Consider the following 15,049-nt stretch of genomic DNA (forward strand, 5'->3'; position numbering starts at 1 on the left):
GAGGACGCCGATGTGTCTGGCTGTTCCCGGGAGGATCATCAGCATCGAGGAGCGCGACGGCACGCTGATGTCCGTCGTCGACTTCGGTGGCATCAAGAAAGACGTGTGCGTGCAGTACATTCCGGACGCGGAGGTGGGCCACTACGTGGTCGTGCACGTCGGGTTCGCGATTCAGCGACTCGATGAGGCGTCCGCGAAACGGACGCTCGCGGAGTTCGAACACCTCGGCGTGCTCGAAGAGGAGTTCGCCGACGGCTTCGAGGTGGCGGCGCGTCAGGCCGGGATGACCGACCCGAACCGAGAAGACGAGGTGACGTCGTGAAGTACCTGGACGAGTTCAGCAACCCGGACCTTGCGCTGCGGCTGATCGACCAGATCAGGTCGGCCACCAGTCGTCGCTGGTCGATCATGGAAGTGTGTGGCGGGCAGACTCATTCGATCATCCGTCACGGCATCGACCAGTTGCTGCCCGACACCATCGAGATGATCCACGGACCGGGGTGCCCGGTCTGCGTGACCCCACTCGAGGTCATCGACAAGGCCCTCGAGATCGCGTCGCGCCCCGACGTGATCTTCTGTTCGTTCGGCGACATGCTGCGGGTGCCCGGCAGCGGGAAGGACCTGTTCCGGGTCAAGAGCGAAGGGGGCGACGTGCGCGTCGTCTACTCGCCCTTGGACGCACTGACGATCGCGCGGGACAACCCCGCCAGGCAAGTCGTGTTCTTCGGCATCGGTTTCGAGACGACCGCCCCGGCCAACGCGATGACCGTGTTTCAGGCCAAGCGGTTGGGCATCGAGAACTTCTCGCTGCTGGTCTCCCACGTGCTCGTGCCGCCGGCGATCGCGGCCATCATGGAATCCCCGACGTGCCGGGTGCAGGCGTTCCTTGCCGCCGGCCACGTCTGCGCGGTCATGGGCACCGACGAGTACCCGCCGCTGTGCGACAAGTTCGGAATCCCGATCGTGGTCACCGGTTTCGAGCCGCTCGACATTCTCGAGGGCATCCGGCGCACCGTGATCCAACTGGAGGCCGGCCGCCACGATTTGGAGAACGCCTACCCGCGCGCAGTGCGGGAGGCGGGCAATCCGGCGGCCAAAGCCATGCTGACCGACGTATTCGAGGTCACCGACCGGACTTGGCGGGGCATCGGCATGATTCCGGGCAGCGGTTGGCGCCTGTCGCCCGCCTTCCGCGACTACGACGCCGAACACCGGTTCGCCGTCACCGGCATCCACACCGAGGAATCCACGGTGTGCCGGTCGGGTGAGGTCCTGCAGGGGCTGCTCAAACCCCATGAGTGCGCCGCCTTCGGGACGCTCTGCACACCCCGGAATCCCCTTGGTGCGACGATGGTTTCGTCGGAGGGGGCGTGTGCGGCCTACTACCTCTACCGGCGGCTCGAGGTGACCCATGCCTGAGAAGGACACCAACGCCGCCGTCGACATGGAGTCCTGGGTCTGTCCGGCGCCGTTGCGCGACGCCCCGCACATTGTGATGGGACACGGTGGCGGCGGAGCGATGTCGGGTGAGCTCATCGAGCATCTGTTCCTGCCGGCGTTCGGCCCGGCCGCCGATGCGGCGATGGGTGATTCGGCGATCGTCGACATCGGCGGGGCCCGCCTGGCGTTCTCGACCGATTCGTTCGTCGTCAAGCCGTTGGTGTTCCCCGGCGGCTCGATCGGTGATCTCGCCGTCAACGGGACGGTGAACGACCTGGCGATGGCCGGCGCGACCCCATCGGTGTTGTCGACAGCGTTCATCCTCGAGGAGGGCACGCCCCTCGACGAGCTGGCGCACGTCGCGCGGGCAGTCGGCACCGCGGCCCTCGCGGCCGGGGTCAGGTTGGTCACCGGCGACACCAAGGTGGTCGATTCCGGGCACGGCGACGGCGTCTACATCAACACCGCAGGGATCGGGCTGGTCGCCGCCGGCACCGACATCCGTCCGCAGCGGGCGGCGCCCGGCGATGTGGTGCTCGTCAGCGGTGACATCGGGGTACACGGCGTCGCGGTGCTGAGCTGTCGCGAGGGCCTCGAATTCGCCACCACAGTGGCCAGCGACACCGCTCCGCTGCACGGCCTGGTGACGGCGATGGTGCAGACCGGCGTCGACATCCACACGCTGCGCGACCCGACCCGCGGCGGCGTGGCGGCCACTCTCAATGAGATCGCGCGGACGGCCGACGTGGGGATCTCGCTCGACGAACGGGCGCTGCCGATCCCGGGAGAAGTACGCGACGCATGCAGCATGCTCGGCCTGGACCCGCTCTATGTCGCCAATGAAGGGAAGCTCATCGCCTTCGTCGCCGCCGGGCACGCCGAGCAGGTGCTGGGCGCGATGCGCACCCACCCCTGGGTATGCGCGCGACGATCATCGGAACCTGCGTCACCGACCATCCCGGCATGGTGGTGGCGAAGACGGCCCTCGGCGGCACCCGGGTGATCGACCTGCCGATCGGCGAGCAGCTACCGCGGATCTGCTGAATGACCGGTCCCGGACTCTTCGCCCAGTATGCGTTCCCGCCGAACGAACTGGGCTACTGCGGGCCCGAGGACACCGCAGCGCTGCTGGGTAACGGCGAACCGACCGCGTCGGTGGCACGGCAGTTCGACGGCGCCTGGCCCTACCTGCGGGCGATCGCCACCGCGATCGATGTCGACGATCCGCTGGCGCCCGAAGTGGTTCGCAGCTACTGGGTCGGCGGGCCCGCACTCGCCACCGTGGATGCCGCGCGCCTGCTGGCCCGGTTGCGCTCAGCCTTCACCGGTCAGGTCACCGGACTGTTGGACGAGGTCCACGAACCCCGGCACGTCCGCGCGCACCACAGCTTCCATGTATTGGTGGTGTACCCGTGGGTGCGGTTCCTCGACCGCGACCCCGCCGTCCCGTTGCGCGTTCTCCAGAACTGTCGGATACGTTGGGGCACAGTACAATCGGTCGACGACGAGTATGTCCGGATGAGGTCCAGACCGCTGGTGTTCACAGCGGGTGCGCTCGCCCTCGGCGATCCGGTGTCCGAGCGGGTGCGGTGGAGCAGGGACGGGACGTCCCTGACGAGCGCACCCGCGGTCGGCGACACGGTGACAGCGCACTGGGACTGGGTGTGCGACTCGCTGAACGGGGCCGAGCGGGCCGCGTTGTCCGACGCCACCCACCACACCCTCGCCCTGGTGCATGCGACCAGAATTCGTGCCGCGCGATTCGCGATATCCCATCCTCGGCGGGGTATCCGATCGAGCGGCACCGCCGTATCCAGCGACGGGCCTTAAGGAGTTACCGATGAACAAGCCGGCAGAACGAGGATCACGCGATACCGGATCAGACCAACCGTCCGGCGGACCGGCAGACCGGCCGGCGGGCGCGATCAAGGGAGACGAATCCGTCCCTCAGTACGGCGAACCCGGAGAGGCCGATTTCGAGACCGGGTTCACGACGAGCCCGCCGCGCGACGTCGAACCCGCGGTCCCGCCCTACGAGGGTCGAACCACGGGAACAGACACCGACAAAAGCCCGCGGGAAACAGGCGCCCGCACCGCCGGGGCGACGCGTCCCGTGACAGATCCGGACTTCAAGTCGCACGCCCCGGAGGACACCCCGGAAGGGGCTACCGCGTCGCCCGCGCAGGAGCAGCCCGCGGCGCAGACCACCGAACGCGATCTCGCGGACGACAGAGTCGGACCGTCCCACACCCCGGGAACCGGGCGAGGAGAGGACAAGCGCTGACCTCCATTCACCACTGGTCGCGCGGCACGTCGAAGTCCGCGCACAACGCCCGCCACACCTGACGCGGCTCGACCCCGTCCTCGATGGCTTGGGCGGCCGTCCGCCCGCCCAGGCTGGTCAGCACATGGTCGACCAGCATCGACGACGCCCGCATCGCGCCGAACTGCCCCTCCACCAGCTCGTGGAACTCCGTCAGCCGCACACGCCCAAACTACGCGGAACCCGCCAGTGCGTCATGGCACACCCGTACCGGATCGGCGACATCGGCCACCGTGGCTCCGGCCCGCCGCGCGGCATCACGGTAGCCCGGCGAGCCGAGCACCTTGCCCACCGCCGCCGCCAACGCCTCCCCGCTCAACGGTCGAATCAGCTCGGCACTTCTTTGGCGCACAACACGATTGGCGATCTCCCACTGATCACCACCGCCGGGCACCACCACCATCGGCACACCGGCCAGCAGCGCCTTGGCGACCGTGCCGTGCCCGCCGCCGCAGATCAGCAGATCCGCCGCGGCCAGTAGTTCGTCCTGGCGGCCGAGTCCGACCACCGCCCACGGCGGCACCTCCCCGTGTGGGCCGTCGAGCTGCGAGACCACCACCCGCGACCCGGCCGGCAGCACCTCGCCGGGCACCAGGGTGCGCAGGGCCACCTGGCCCAGACCGTCGGCACCGGTGGTCGCGGTCGACGGTGCGACCACCACCACCGGACCGTCACCGGGCGGCAGGTCGAGCACCGTCGTCGTCGGCTCGAAGTGCAGGGGCCCCACCACGACGGCTTCGGCCGGCCAATCCGGGCGCGGTACCTCCAGGGCCGGCAGTGTCGCGATCAGTCGGCGCAGCGGCCCCGGATCCTCGGCGGGCAGGCCGATGCCGGCGCGCGCCTCGGCCCGCTGCCGCAGTCCCGCACGCCAGGATCGGGCGCTCAGACCGCGCAGCACCGCGTCGCGCAGCCGTCCGCGTAGTCCGACGCCGGGCGCGAGGCCGCTGCCGATCGGCGGCAGGCCCTTCGACGGCCGGTACAGCGGATGGGTGTTGAGCTCCACCCACCGCACGCCCAGCAGTTCGGCGGCCAACCCGCCACACACCGTGATCGAGTCGGAGACCACCAGGTCAGGACGCAGCGCGGCGATGGGCTCACGGTTGAGCACCGCCATCCGGGCCGCCCGCTGGTGGATCTTGGCGCCGGCGTCGGTGTCGTCATCGACCGCAGTCGGGTCCAGTCCGGCCAGTTCGACCGCGTCGACACCGTGCGCGCGGGCCAATTCCAGCCAGCGGGTGCCGGTGAGCAGGGTCGGGGTGTCGCCCGCGGCGGCGAAGCGCAGACACAGCGCCAGCGCCGGGAACGCGTGTCCGGGATCGGGGCCTGCCACGACCGCTACACGCATGCGGACTACCCTGCCACAGCATCCGCCACTAGGCTCGAGCGCTATGACCGATCAGGCTCCGAACACACCGGCGCCGGCGGCGTCCACCACCCCGGCGCGGCCCGACGCCACCGACAATGCCGATCTCGTCCAGAAGTTCCTGTTCGCCCTCGCCGACTCCGACCTCGACACGTTCGAATCGCTGGCCGCCCCGGAACTGCTGTGGCAGAACGTGGGTCTGCCGTCGCTGCGCGGACGCGCCCGGATCATGAAGCTGCTGCGCCGCTCCCAGGGCAGCATGGGATTCGCGGTGAAGTTCCACAGCATCGCCGTCGAAGGCGACACGGTGCTCACCGAACGCACCGACGCGATCATCTTCGGTCCGCTGCGGCTGCAGTTCTGGGTGTGCGGTCGCTTCGAGGTCCGCGACGGCCGGATCACACTGTGGCGCGATTACTTCGACGCCGTCGACTGCATGATCAAAGCGCCGTTACGCGCGGTGGCCGGGCTGGTCGTCCCGGCCCTGCGCCCAACGTTCTGAGTCAGGCGCCGCGCAGCCGGCCCAGCTCGTCGAACGCCTGAGCCCAACCGCCCAGCCGATCGGTGGCCGAGGTCAACTGCTCGCGGTAGCGACGCTGCGACATCGGTGAGCTCGACAATGCACCGGAGTTGGTCGCCGAGACCAACTGCGCTGCAGCACAGACCATTTCGTCGTATTGGCGGGCGCCGCGATCCAGCTGGGCGGTAAACGCCGCGATGGTCGGCGCCAGGTGCGGACGCGACTGCGGGGACGCTTTGACCGTGCGTTCCATCGACGTCACCTCGGCCGCCGTGGCGGCCATCGTCGCCGCGGTCTGCTCGGCAGCCACCCGGATCTCGCGGAGTTCGTCGGCGGGCAGCATCCGCCCGCGTTCGAGCACACCCAGCAGTGAGAACAATCCGCGCTCCGAGGAGGCCAGCGACGTCATCGGCCCGCGCGCAGCCGACCCGGGCGGCGGCAGACGACGCGCCGCGCGGGTGCGCGGCGGGGGCAGCGGCTCACCGCGCAACCAGCGATGGCGCAGGAACGCGAGCGTGGCCAGAAACGCCGCACCGACCGCGATCGGCGACGGGATGAACAACGCCCACACCGGCGTGCTCCAGGATGCGAGCAGCGCCGTCACCCCGACCCAGAACACCGACGACAGCGCGAAGAACACACCGAGCCGGAACGCCCAGCGCCGTTTGCGCAGCAGCTTCGCGCGCGGGTCGGCCGCGGCGTGCAGCTTGTCGGCGAGCAGCTCCGACCACTCGGCAGCGGTGTCGATGCCGCGCTGGAGCAACGGACGCCTGGTGGGCCGCTTGCCGACGTGAGTGGTCACTGCTCTGGTCCTGGGAATGTTATTGCGACAGCGGGTTTTCCGGTGCCGGGTTGGGGCTCGCTGCGGGGGTGGCCGGGGTCTGGTTGGGTGCCGCGGTCCCGCCGGTGGGCAATTGCTCGCCGCGCATCGACGCCCGGATCTGCTCGAGGCGCGAATGGCCGGCCATCTGCACGCTGGCCTGCTGCACCTCCATCATGCGTCCCTGCACCGAGTTCTGCGCCAGCTCGGCCGATCCCATCGCGTCGGCGTAGCGCCGCTCGATCTTGTCGCGGACCTCGTCGAGGCTGGGCGTGTTGCCGGGCGCGGCGATCTCCGTCATGGAGCGCAGCGAGGCGCTGACCTGTTCCTGCATCTTGGCCTGTTCGAGCTGGGACAGCAGTTTGGTGCGCTCGGCGATCTTCTGTTGCAGCACCATCGCGTTCTGCTCGACGGCCTTCTTGGCCTGTCCGGCCGCCTGCAACGCCTGATCATGCAGCGTCTTGAGGTCCTCGACGCTCTGCTCGGCGGTCACCAACTGCGCGGCGAACGCCTCGGCGGCGTTGTTGTACTCGGTGGCCTTGTTGGCGTCGCCGTTGGCCACGGCCTGATCTGCCAGCGTGAGCGCCTGGCGCACATTGGCCTGCAGCTTCTCGATGTCGGCGAGCTGACGGTTCAGCTTCATCTCCAGCTGACGCTGGTTGCCGATGACCGAGGCCGCCTGCTGGGTCAGGGCCTGGTGCTGGCGCTGAGCTTCTTCGATGGCCTGCTGGATCTGCACCTTCGGATCGGCGTATTCGTCGACCTTGGAGCTGAACAGCGCCATGAGGTACTTCCACGCCTTGACGAACGGATTGGCCATGAGTTCATTCCGCCTTCGTGTGTCGAACGCTCAGCTGAGCTGGGCACGTGCAATGTTCCCAACTTATCTGTTGCGAGCAGATCATCGCACCCCCGCCGGGCCCATCGATCACGCCACAGCCATCGACACGGCCTGCGGGATGACCACCTTGGTCGCGGCGTCGATGTGGGCGGCACCGGCCTCGTCGCGCGACGCCGTCTCCCGCGACTCTTCTGCGGCCATCTCGTCGCCGGCGGCGCTGAGCACCCGGGACAGCGGTACTGCCAGCGCGCCGCAGATGGCACCCAGCAGCTCGGAGGAGGCTTCCTTACGTCCGCGCTCGACCTCGGAGAGATATCCGAGGCTCACGCGCGCTGAGTCCGACACTTCGCGCAGCGTGCGTCCCTGCTCGACACGGGCGCGCCGCAGCACGTCGCCGATCACCTCGCGCAGCAATACCCCCATCGCGCACTCCTTGTCTGCTAGGTCTTGGGCGTTCTCAAAGCCAACGCGCCAGGACGCGCAGATGGTTCCCGGATCGGCGTCACGGGCGCGAAAGTGCGGCATGCAACACCCGCACGGCCGCGTACACCGCGGCCACCCGGATGTCCCAGCGGCTGCCGGACAGCGTCAGATGTTCCACGGTGGTGGCGACCGGACCGGCGACGCCGACGAACACCGTGCCGACCGGGTGGCCGCCGTGGGGTTCGGGACCGGCCACGCCGGTCAGGCCGACGCCCCAGGTCGCCCCGCATCGCTGCCGTGCGCCGACGGCCAGCGCCCGTGCGGTCGGCTCGGCGACGGGGCCCTCCTCGTCGAGCACCGTGGTCGGCACTCCGGCGAGCGTGGCCTTGGTCTCCGCGGTGTAGGTGACCAGCCCTCCGCGCAGGACCGCGCTGGCGCCGGGCACCCCGGCCAGGGTGGCCGCCAGCAACCCCGCGGTCAGCGACTCGGCGGTCGCGACGGTTTCGCGGCGCACGGTCAGATCGGCGACCAGGGCGCGCACGTCGTCAGTGAGCAGCGGATCGTCCACGCGCATCCCGCCAGGCCGAGACGAAATAGTCCACACCGGTGAGCACGGTGAGCACCACCGCGACGAGCATGATGATCCAGGCGGCCGTCAGCCACGCACCCGACAGCGGCAGCACGAACAGTCCGATCGCGACCCCCTGGACGAGGGTCTTGAGCTTGCCGCCGCGGCTGGCCGGAATGACTCCGCGACGCAACACCGCGAAGCGCAATGCGGTGACACCGAGTTCGCGGACCAGGATGACCACGGTCACCCACCACGGCAGGTCGCCGAGCATCGACAGCCCGATCAGCGCGGCGCCGATGAGCGCCTTGTCGGCCAACGGGTCGGCCAAGGTTCCGAACTCGGTGACCATGCCGTAACTGCGCGCCAGCGCGCCGTCGAGGTGGTCGGTGATCACCGCTGTTACGAACACCACGAATGCGGTTATCCGCCAGAAGGTTTCGTGACCGTCGCCGGCGAACAGCGCGAACAGGAAAACCGGGACCAGGATGAACCGCACACCCGTGAGGGCGTTTGCGACGTTCGCCACTCGAGCGCGCGGGACCACAGGGTCGGTATGTGGTTGGCCCGGCACCGACACAGAATACTGGTTGCCCGTACCGATACTCTTCGGTGTGTGAGCGCAGCTGGGGACGCGACCGTCGACGGCATTTCGGTACGGCGCGCACGCACCTCCGATGTCCCTGCGATCAAGTCGCTGGTCGACATCTATGCGGGCAAGATCCTGCTCGAGAAGAACCTGGTGAACCTGTACGAGGCCGTGCAGGAGTTCTGGGTCGCCGAGGATGCCGGCGAGGTGATCGGCTGCGGTGCGCTGCACGTCCTGTGGTCCGACCTCGGGGAGGTGCGCACGGTGGCCGTGCATCCCAAGGCGCGCGGCCGCGGCGTCGGGCACCGCATCGTCGAGCAGCTTCTCAGCGTTGCCTCCGAGCTGCGTCTGCAGCGGATCTTCGTGTTGACCTTCGAGGTGGAGTTCTTCAGCCGGCACGGTTTCGTCGAGATCGACGGGACGCCGGTGACCGCCGAGGTGTACGAGGAGATGTGCCGCTCATACGACACCGGCGTGGCCGAGTTCCTCGACCTGTCCTACGTGAAGCCCAACATTCTCGGCAACACCCGGATGCTGCTGACCCTCTAGAGGTCCGAGCGCCGAAATTGCGTTCCACGCGCGTCAAGTCGCGTTTTGACGCGCGTGGAATGCAAGTTCGGCGGTTAGAAGTCGGGCTCGTCGTCGGATGCGTCCGCGCCGGTGGCGTCGGAGCCGCCGCGGATCAGCGCCAGCGTGCCGGCCAGCTCGTCGGGTTTGACGAGCACCTCGCGCGCCTTGGACCCCTCCGAGGGCCCGACGATGCCGCGGGTCTCCATCAGATCCATCAGGCGGCCGGCCTTGGCGAAGCCGACGCGCAGCTTGCGCTGCAGCATCGAGGTCGAGCCGAACTGCGAGGAGACCACCAGCTCGACGGCCTGCAGGAACACGTCCATGTCGTCGCCGATGTCGGGGTCGACGTCCTTGCGTTCGCCGGCCTTGACCGCGGTGACGCCCTCGACGAACTCGGGCTCGGCCTGATCCTTGGTGGCGTTGACGACCGCCTGGATCTCCTCGTCGGTGATGAACGCGCCCTGCAGCCGGATCGGCTTGCCCGCCCCCATCGGCAGGAACAGCCCGTCGCCCATGCCGATCAGCTTCTCCGCACCGGGCTGGTCGAGGATGACTCGGCTGTCGGTCAGCGAGGACGTCGCGAACGCCAACCGCGACGGCACGTTGGTCTTGATCAGCCCGGTGACCACGTCCACCGACGGACGCTGGGTGGCCAGCACCAGGTGGATGCCGGCGGCGCGCGCCTTCTGGGTGATGCGCACGATCGCGTCCTCGACGTCGCGGGGCGCGGTCATCATCAGGTCGGCGAGCTCGTCGACGATGGCCAGGATGTACGGGTACGGCTTGTACTCGCGCTTGCTGCCCAGCGGCGCGGTGATCTCGCCGTTGCGCACCTTCTCGTTGAAGACGTCGATGTGGCGCACCCGCGAGGCCTGCATGTCCTGGTAGCGCTGTTCCATCTCCTCGACCAGCCAGGCCAGCGCGGCGGCGGCCTTCTTGGGTTCGGTGATGATCGGTGTGATCAGGTGCGGGATGCCCTCGTACGGCGTCAGCTCCACCATCTTCGGGTCGATCAGGATCATCCTGACCTCCTCGGGGGTGGCGCGCGCCAGCAGCGACACCAGCATCGAGTTGACGAAGCTGGACTTGCCGGAACCGGTGGACCCGGCGACCAGCAGGTGCGGCATCTTGGCGAGGTTGGCCGAGATGAAGTCGCCCTCGATGTCCTTGCCCAACCCGATCACCAGCGGGTGGTGGTCGCGGCGGGTCTCCGGCGCGGTCAGCACGTCGGCCAGGCGCACCATCTCGCGGTCGGTGTTGGGCACCTCGATACCGACGGCCGACTTGCCCGGGATCGGCGCCAGCATGCGCACGCTCTCGGTGGCCACGGCGTAGGCGATGTTGCGGTGCAGGGCGGTGATCTTCTCGACCTTGACCCCGGGGCCGAGTTCGACCTCGTAGCGGGTCACGGTCGGCCCGCGGGTGCACCCGGTGACGGCGGCGTCGACCTTGAACTGCTGCAGCACGGAAGTGATCGCATTGGTCATCTGTTGGTTGGCCGAGGTCAGGCGCTTCGGCGGCTCCCCGGCGATCAGCAGATCCAGCGGCGGCAGCGTGTAGGGCCCTTCGACGACGCGGTCCAGCGTCAGCTCGGGTTCCTTGCGCGCCGCCTTCTTGCGGGTGCGCGGGGCCGGTTCTGCGACGGCGGCGGGGGCTGCGGTGTCTTCGTCGAGTGGGTAGTTGTCCATCGGCGAGCCGGCGGGCAAGGTCAGCGGCACGGTGGGCTGACTCGCTGTCGGCCAGGACTGCTCGGCGTCGACGGGTTCTTCGTCGTAGTAACCATCGGAGAAGTCGTCGCCGGCCGGGTTCCGGTCGTCGTCGTAATCGTCGTCGTAGTCGTAGTCGTAGTCGTAGTCGTAGTCGTAGTCGTAGTCGCCACGCCAGCGGGTGGTGAACATGTCGTGCAGGGTCGCAGGCACATCACGGATCGTGGTGCCGGTCAGCAACAGCACACCGAACAGCGCCGCCATGACCAGCAGCGGTGCGGCGATCCACACCGTCACCCCGTCGGCCAATGGGCCGCCGATCGCGAAACCGAGGAATCCCGCGGCGTGCTCCCGCGCCTGCGGGTCCAGCGGCGAACCCGACCACAGATGCCACAGGCCCAGGACTGGGAGGCCGATCATCGTCGCGCCGAGAATCAGGCGTGGCCGGGTCTCCGGCTCGGGCTCGGAGCGCATCAGCACCACGCCGAGCACCGCCAGCACGAGGGGGACGAGCACCACCGCGGAGCCGACCAGCACCCTGATCGACGAGTCGATCCAGGCGCCGACCGGTCGGGCGGCGTCGTACCAGGAACTGGCGGCGACCACCACGGCCAGACCGAGCAGCGCCAAGGCCAGTCCGTCGCGCCGGTGGCCTGGTTCGAGATCGCGTGCGCGGCCCACCGAGCGGGCCGTGCTGCCGACGCCGCGCGCGAGCATGAACCATCCGGCGCGGATACCACGGCCCACCGCTGACCCGGCCGCGGAGACCACCGACGGGTTCCGGCGGGCTGGTTTGCGGCGCGGCGCGGCCGGGCGACTGGGCCGCCCCTTGCTCCGTTGCCCCGCCTTTGACCTGGTCGGACGGGCAGACGAGCGGGCCGCGGTCTTACTAGGCATGCCTCTCAGCCTAGTCGCAATGACCTCAGAAGGACCATCAGCCACACTAGTCACAAATCGGTGTCGGCCCGGTGTCGGGACGGCTGCGTTGTCGGCAGCAGACAGTACGGTGTGAGCTGTTCAGTTCCGACCTACGCCGTCGGTCGGACCCGCGCCGAAATCAGGAGTGCCATGCCCGTCGTCGTCGTCGCCACCATGAAGGCCAAAGCAGAGTCCGTGGACGTGGTCCGGGACGCCTGCACCAAGGCCGTCGAGGCTGTTCACGACGAGCCCGGATGCCAGCTGTACGCACTGCACGAGACCGACGGCACCTTCGTCTTCGTCGAGCAGTGGGCCGACGCCGATGCGCTGCAGGCCCACAGCAGCGCCCCCGCGATCGGCACCCTGTTCGGCGCGATCGGCGACCACCTCGACGGTGCGCCGGACATCAAGATGCTGGCGCCGGTCGTGGCCGGGGATCCCGGCAAAGGTCAGCTGCGGCCCTAGGCTTCATCACCATGGGTGAGTTCACCGGCAAGGTCGCTTTCATCACCGGTGCGGCGCGCGGACAGGGCCGGGCGCACGCGGTGAAGCTGGCGGCCGCAGGAGCCGACATCATCGCGCTGGACCTGTGCGGACAGATCGATTCCGTGCCCTACCCGTTGGCCACGCCCGACGACCTGGCCGAGACCGTCAAGTTGGTCGAGGACACCGGGGCGCGCATCGTCGCCCATCAGGCCGACGTCCGAGACCGCGACGCCGTCAAGGCCGCCCTGCGCGACGGCACCGCCAGGCTCGGCGACCGACTCGACATCGTCATCGCCAACGCCGGCATCGCGCCCATGGCCGCGACCGACGCGTGGCAGGACGTGCTCGACGTGAACCTCACCGGCGTCTACAACACCGTCGACGTGGCGTACAAGCCGATGATCAAGTTCGGTAACGGGGGCGCGATCGTGCTGACCAGCTCGGTGGCGGGCCTGGTCGGTCTGGGCTCCCCTGTCGCCGGCTCGGTCGGCTACGTCGCCGCCAAGCACGGCATCGTCGGCCTGATGCGGGTGTACGCGAACTTCCTTGCGCCGCACAGCATCCGCGTCAACTCGGTACACCCGGCCGGGGTCAACACCCCGATGATCGACAACGAGTTCACGCGGGCCTGGCTGCAGGGGGCCGCCCAAGAACAGCAGCAGGGCGGACCGGACATGGGCAACCCGATGCCCGTGCAGACCCTCGAAGCCGAGGACATCGCCAACGCGGTGTTCTGGCTGGTCTCCGACGCCGCGCGATACGTCACCGGCATCACCCTGCCGGTCGATGCCGGGTTCGTGAACAAGCTTTGATCCGGTCATGACGCGGCCGGACGGGGTTGCGCGCACCGCGCTGGGACCGATGACCCTGGCGGCCATCGAACAGCACGAACCCGCGGGTCGGCGTCTGGTCGACGACGACCTCGCCGCCGCGTTCCTGCCGGCCCGGGCCCGCGCGCTGGTGCGCCTGACGCGGACCGCGTGGCTGCGCCGTGCGGTGTTCGCAGCCGCCGAACGTCGGGCGCCGGGCATCTGGGCGGCCATCGCGTGCCGCAAGCGTTACATCGACGAACGGTTGTCGGATCCGCTGAACGAAACCGACTGCGTCATCGTGCTGGGCGCCGGTCTGGACACCCGCGGCTGCCGTATCGCCCGCCACGGTGATCTCCCCGTCTACGAGGTGGACCGGGCCGAGGCAGTCGATCACAAGCGCGCGGTGCTGCAACGGATCACCGGCGACGTCCCCCCGTCGATCCACCTCGTCGGCGCCGACCTCGAGACCGACGACCTGATGGCGGCCCTGGAGTCCCACGGATACCGTCGCGATCAGCGCGCTTTCATCATCTGGGAGGGCGTCACCCAGTACCTGAGCGCCGAAGCCGTGGCGGCCACGCTGACGGCGCTGAGCGCGGTGCCACCCGGCAGCCGACTGGTGTTCTCCTACATCCGCCAGGACTTCGTCGACGGCACCGCGCTGCACGGCGCGGACGCGCTGTACCGCCGTTTCCGCCAGCGCACCCGACTGTGGAAGACCGGCATGGTTCCCGAGGAACTGGGCGAGATGCTCGCCGAGCACGGTTGGCGGCTGGTCGAACAGGTCGGCCCCGGCTACTACCGCGACACCTACATTCGGCCGACCGGACGCGTCCTGTCGGCTTCGCCGATCGAGTGGATGGCCCTGGCCGAACGTTGACCGCCGTTCGCGCTGTACGCGGGCCGAAGCGCGTAGGCTGGCTTGCATCCGGTGATCTGCAACACACCGGACGGGGATTTCTGTGCCGGGGGTGAGTCATGACGGAGCCGACCGAGGTCACGGGATCGTGGCGGCCATTCTGATCGCGGAGGACGAACCGCGCATCTCGTCGTTCGTCAAGCGTGGCCTCGAGGGCCAGGGTTTCTCGACCACCGTGGTCGCCGACGGCCCTTCCGCGTACTCGCTGGCGCGGCGCGGCAACCACCAGGTGCTGATCCTCGACATCGGGCTGCCGAAGATGGACGGTCTGACGGTGTTGCGGCGGCTCCGCCAGGAGGGCAACCCGATCGCCGTGATCATGCTGTCGTCGCGCAACAGCACGTCGGATTTCCACGCCAGCATGGCCAGCGGCGCCGACGACTGCCTGGGCAAGCCGTTTCGCTTCGAGGAACTGTTGTCGCGGGTCCGGCGCCATATCGGGCGGTCGCGCCCCCGTGAGGTCACCGAGCTCAAGTACGGCAATCTGCGCCTGGACCTGCGCACCCGCCGCGCCCACGTGGGCGACTACGTGGTGGACCTCTCCGCGCGCGAATGCGCGTTGGCGGAGACGTTCCTGCGCCATCCCGGACAGGTGCTCACCCGCGAGCAGCTGCTCCGTCAGGTCTGGGGACAGAACCACGAACCGGGCTCCAACGTCGTCGACGTCTACGTCCGGTATCTGCGGCGCAAGCTCGGCGCGCAGCGCTTCGTGACCCTTCGCGGTCTCGGGTACCGGCTCGAAGCGGTGTGA

General features: G+C 69.0%; 18 protein-coding genes and 1 pseudogene. 11 read left to right on the plus strand and 8 right to left on the minus strand.

Annotation, left to right across the window (positions count from 1 at the left end; translation table 11 throughout):
- The first annotated feature begins 10 nt into the window (after positions 1 to 10).
- From ACAG25_RS15825 to ACAG25_RS15845, 5 genes and pseudogenes are all read left to right on the plus strand, one after another.
- Positions 11 to 322, plus strand: coding sequence for a HypC/HybG/HupF family hydrogenase formation chaperone (locus ACAG25_RS15825; protein ID WP_370489409.1), 312 nt, complete (start codon positions 11 to 13; stop codon positions 320 to 322).
- On the plus strand, positions 319 to 1,419 hold the full coding sequence (hypD, locus tag ACAG25_RS15830; protein ID WP_370489410.1) for a hydrogenase formation protein HypD: 1,101 nt from the start codon (positions 319 to 321) through the stop codon (positions 1,417 to 1,419). The genes ACAG25_RS15825 and hypD overlap by 4 nt, the downstream gene beginning before the upstream one ends.
- Positions 1,412 to 2,484: pseudogene (hypE, locus tag ACAG25_RS15835) on the plus strand (hydrogenase expression/formation protein HypE). Before hypD ends, hypE begins: the two are co-directional and overlap by 8 nt.
- On the plus strand, positions 2,485 to 3,270 hold the full coding sequence (locus tag ACAG25_RS15840) for a DUF6390 family protein (protein WP_370489411.1): 786 nt from the start codon (positions 2,485 to 2,487) through the stop codon (positions 3,268 to 3,270).
- A 10-nt stretch (positions 3,271 to 3,280) separates the two neighbouring features.
- Positions 3,281 to 3,724 (plus strand): hypothetical protein, encoded by a 444-nt coding sequence (locus tag ACAG25_RS15845; protein WP_370489412.1) that lies wholly within the window; start codon positions 3,281 to 3,283, stop codon positions 3,722 to 3,724.
- A gap of 7 nt (positions 3,725 to 3,731) precedes the next feature.
- Here ACAG25_RS15845 and ACAG25_RS15850 read toward each other — a convergent pair whose 3' ends face one another.
- Positions 3,732 to 3,878: a DUF3046 domain-containing protein gene (locus ACAG25_RS15850; protein ID WP_370489482.1), complete on the minus strand. Its 147-nt coding sequence runs from the start codon at positions 3,876 to 3,878 to the stop codon at positions 3,732 to 3,734.
- Positions 3,879 to 3,935: 57 nt separating this feature from the next.
- Positions 3,936 to 5,108: a glycosyltransferase gene (locus ACAG25_RS15855; protein WP_370489413.1), complete on the minus strand. Its 1,173-nt coding sequence runs from the start codon at positions 5,106 to 5,108 to the stop codon at positions 3,936 to 3,938.
- A 43-nt stretch (positions 5,109 to 5,151) separates the two neighbouring features.
- Here ACAG25_RS15855 and ACAG25_RS15860 point away from each other — a divergent pair, with 43 nt between their 5' ends.
- Positions 5,152 to 5,628: a limonene-1,2-epoxide hydrolase family protein gene (locus ACAG25_RS15860; RefSeq protein ID WP_370489414.1), complete on the plus strand. Its 477-nt coding sequence runs from the start codon at positions 5,152 to 5,154 to the stop codon at positions 5,626 to 5,628.
- Position 5,629: 1 nt separating this feature from the next.
- Here ACAG25_RS15860 and ACAG25_RS15865 read toward each other — a convergent pair whose 3' ends face one another.
- The 5 genes from ACAG25_RS15865 to pgsA form a co-directional block, all read right to left on the minus strand.
- Positions 5,630 to 6,448, minus strand: a complete 819-nt coding sequence (locus tag ACAG25_RS15865; RefSeq protein WP_370489415.1) for a hypothetical protein — start codon at positions 6,446 to 6,448, stop codon at positions 5,630 to 5,632.
- 19 nt (positions 6,449 to 6,467) lie between these two features.
- Positions 6,468 to 7,286, minus strand: a complete 819-nt coding sequence (pspA, locus tag ACAG25_RS15870) for a phage shock protein PspA (RefSeq protein ID WP_370489416.1) — start codon at positions 7,284 to 7,286, stop codon at positions 6,468 to 6,470.
- Positions 7,287 to 7,394: 108 nt separating this feature from the next.
- The gene (gene clgR / locus ACAG25_RS15875; RefSeq protein ID WP_370489417.1) at positions 7,395 to 7,730 is read right to left on the minus strand and encodes a transcriptional regulator ClgR; all 336 of its coding nucleotides are present in this window, start codon (positions 7,728 to 7,730) and stop codon (positions 7,395 to 7,397) included.
- Between the two features lie 79 nt (positions 7,731 to 7,809).
- Entirely contained in the window at positions 7,810 to 8,298 is a 489-nt protein-coding gene (locus tag ACAG25_RS15880) for a CinA family protein (protein ID WP_370489418.1), read from the minus strand.
- Entirely contained in the window at positions 8,276 to 8,872 is a 597-nt protein-coding gene (gene pgsA / locus ACAG25_RS15885) for a CDP-diacylglycerol--glycerol-3-phosphate 3-phosphatidyltransferase (RefSeq protein WP_370489419.1), read from the minus strand. The genes ACAG25_RS15880 and pgsA overlap by 23 nt, the downstream gene beginning before the upstream one ends.
- A 42-nt stretch (positions 8,873 to 8,914) precedes the next feature.
- Here pgsA and ACAG25_RS15890 point away from each other — a divergent pair, with 42 nt between their 5' ends.
- Positions 8,915 to 9,436, plus strand: a complete 522-nt coding sequence (locus tag ACAG25_RS15890) for an amino-acid N-acetyltransferase (protein ID WP_370489420.1) — start codon at positions 8,915 to 8,917, stop codon at positions 9,434 to 9,436.
- 74 nt (positions 9,437 to 9,510) lie between these two features.
- Here the strand turns inward: ACAG25_RS15890 and ACAG25_RS15895 are convergent, their stop codons facing one another.
- Entirely contained in the window at positions 9,511 to 12,060 is a 2,550-nt protein-coding gene (locus tag ACAG25_RS15895) for a DNA translocase FtsK (RefSeq protein WP_370489421.1), read from the minus strand.
- Positions 12,061 to 12,231: 171 nt separating this feature from the next.
- Here ACAG25_RS15895 and ACAG25_RS15900 point away from each other — a divergent pair, with 171 nt between their 5' ends.
- The 4 genes from ACAG25_RS15900 (at position 12,232) to ACAG25_RS15915 (ending at position 15,049) form a co-directional block, all read left to right on the plus strand.
- Entirely contained in the window at positions 12,232 to 12,546 is a 315-nt protein-coding gene (locus ACAG25_RS15900; protein ID WP_370489422.1) for a putative quinol monooxygenase, read from the plus strand.
- Positions 12,547 to 12,557: 11 nt separating this feature from the next.
- The gene (locus ACAG25_RS15905; RefSeq protein WP_370489423.1) at positions 12,558 to 13,379 is read left to right on the plus strand and encodes a mycofactocin-coupled SDR family oxidoreductase; all 822 of its coding nucleotides are present in this window, start codon (positions 12,558 to 12,560) and stop codon (positions 13,377 to 13,379) included.
- A gap of 7 nt (positions 13,380 to 13,386) precedes the next feature.
- A complete protein-coding gene (locus tag ACAG25_RS15910) occupies positions 13,387 to 14,259 on the plus strand; it encodes an SAM-dependent methyltransferase (RefSeq protein WP_370489424.1) in 873 nt (290 codons plus the stop codon).
- A 127-nt stretch (positions 14,260 to 14,386) separates the two neighbouring features.
- Complete coding sequence (locus ACAG25_RS15915) at positions 14,387 to 15,049, plus strand: response regulator transcription factor (protein ID WP_370489425.1); 663 nt, start codon at positions 14,387 to 14,389, stop codon at positions 15,047 to 15,049.

This window comes from Mycobacterium sp. pV006, from assembly GCF_041287115.1.
Classification (GTDB): Bacteria; Actinomycetota; Actinomycetes; order Mycobacteriales; family Mycobacteriaceae; genus Mycobacterium.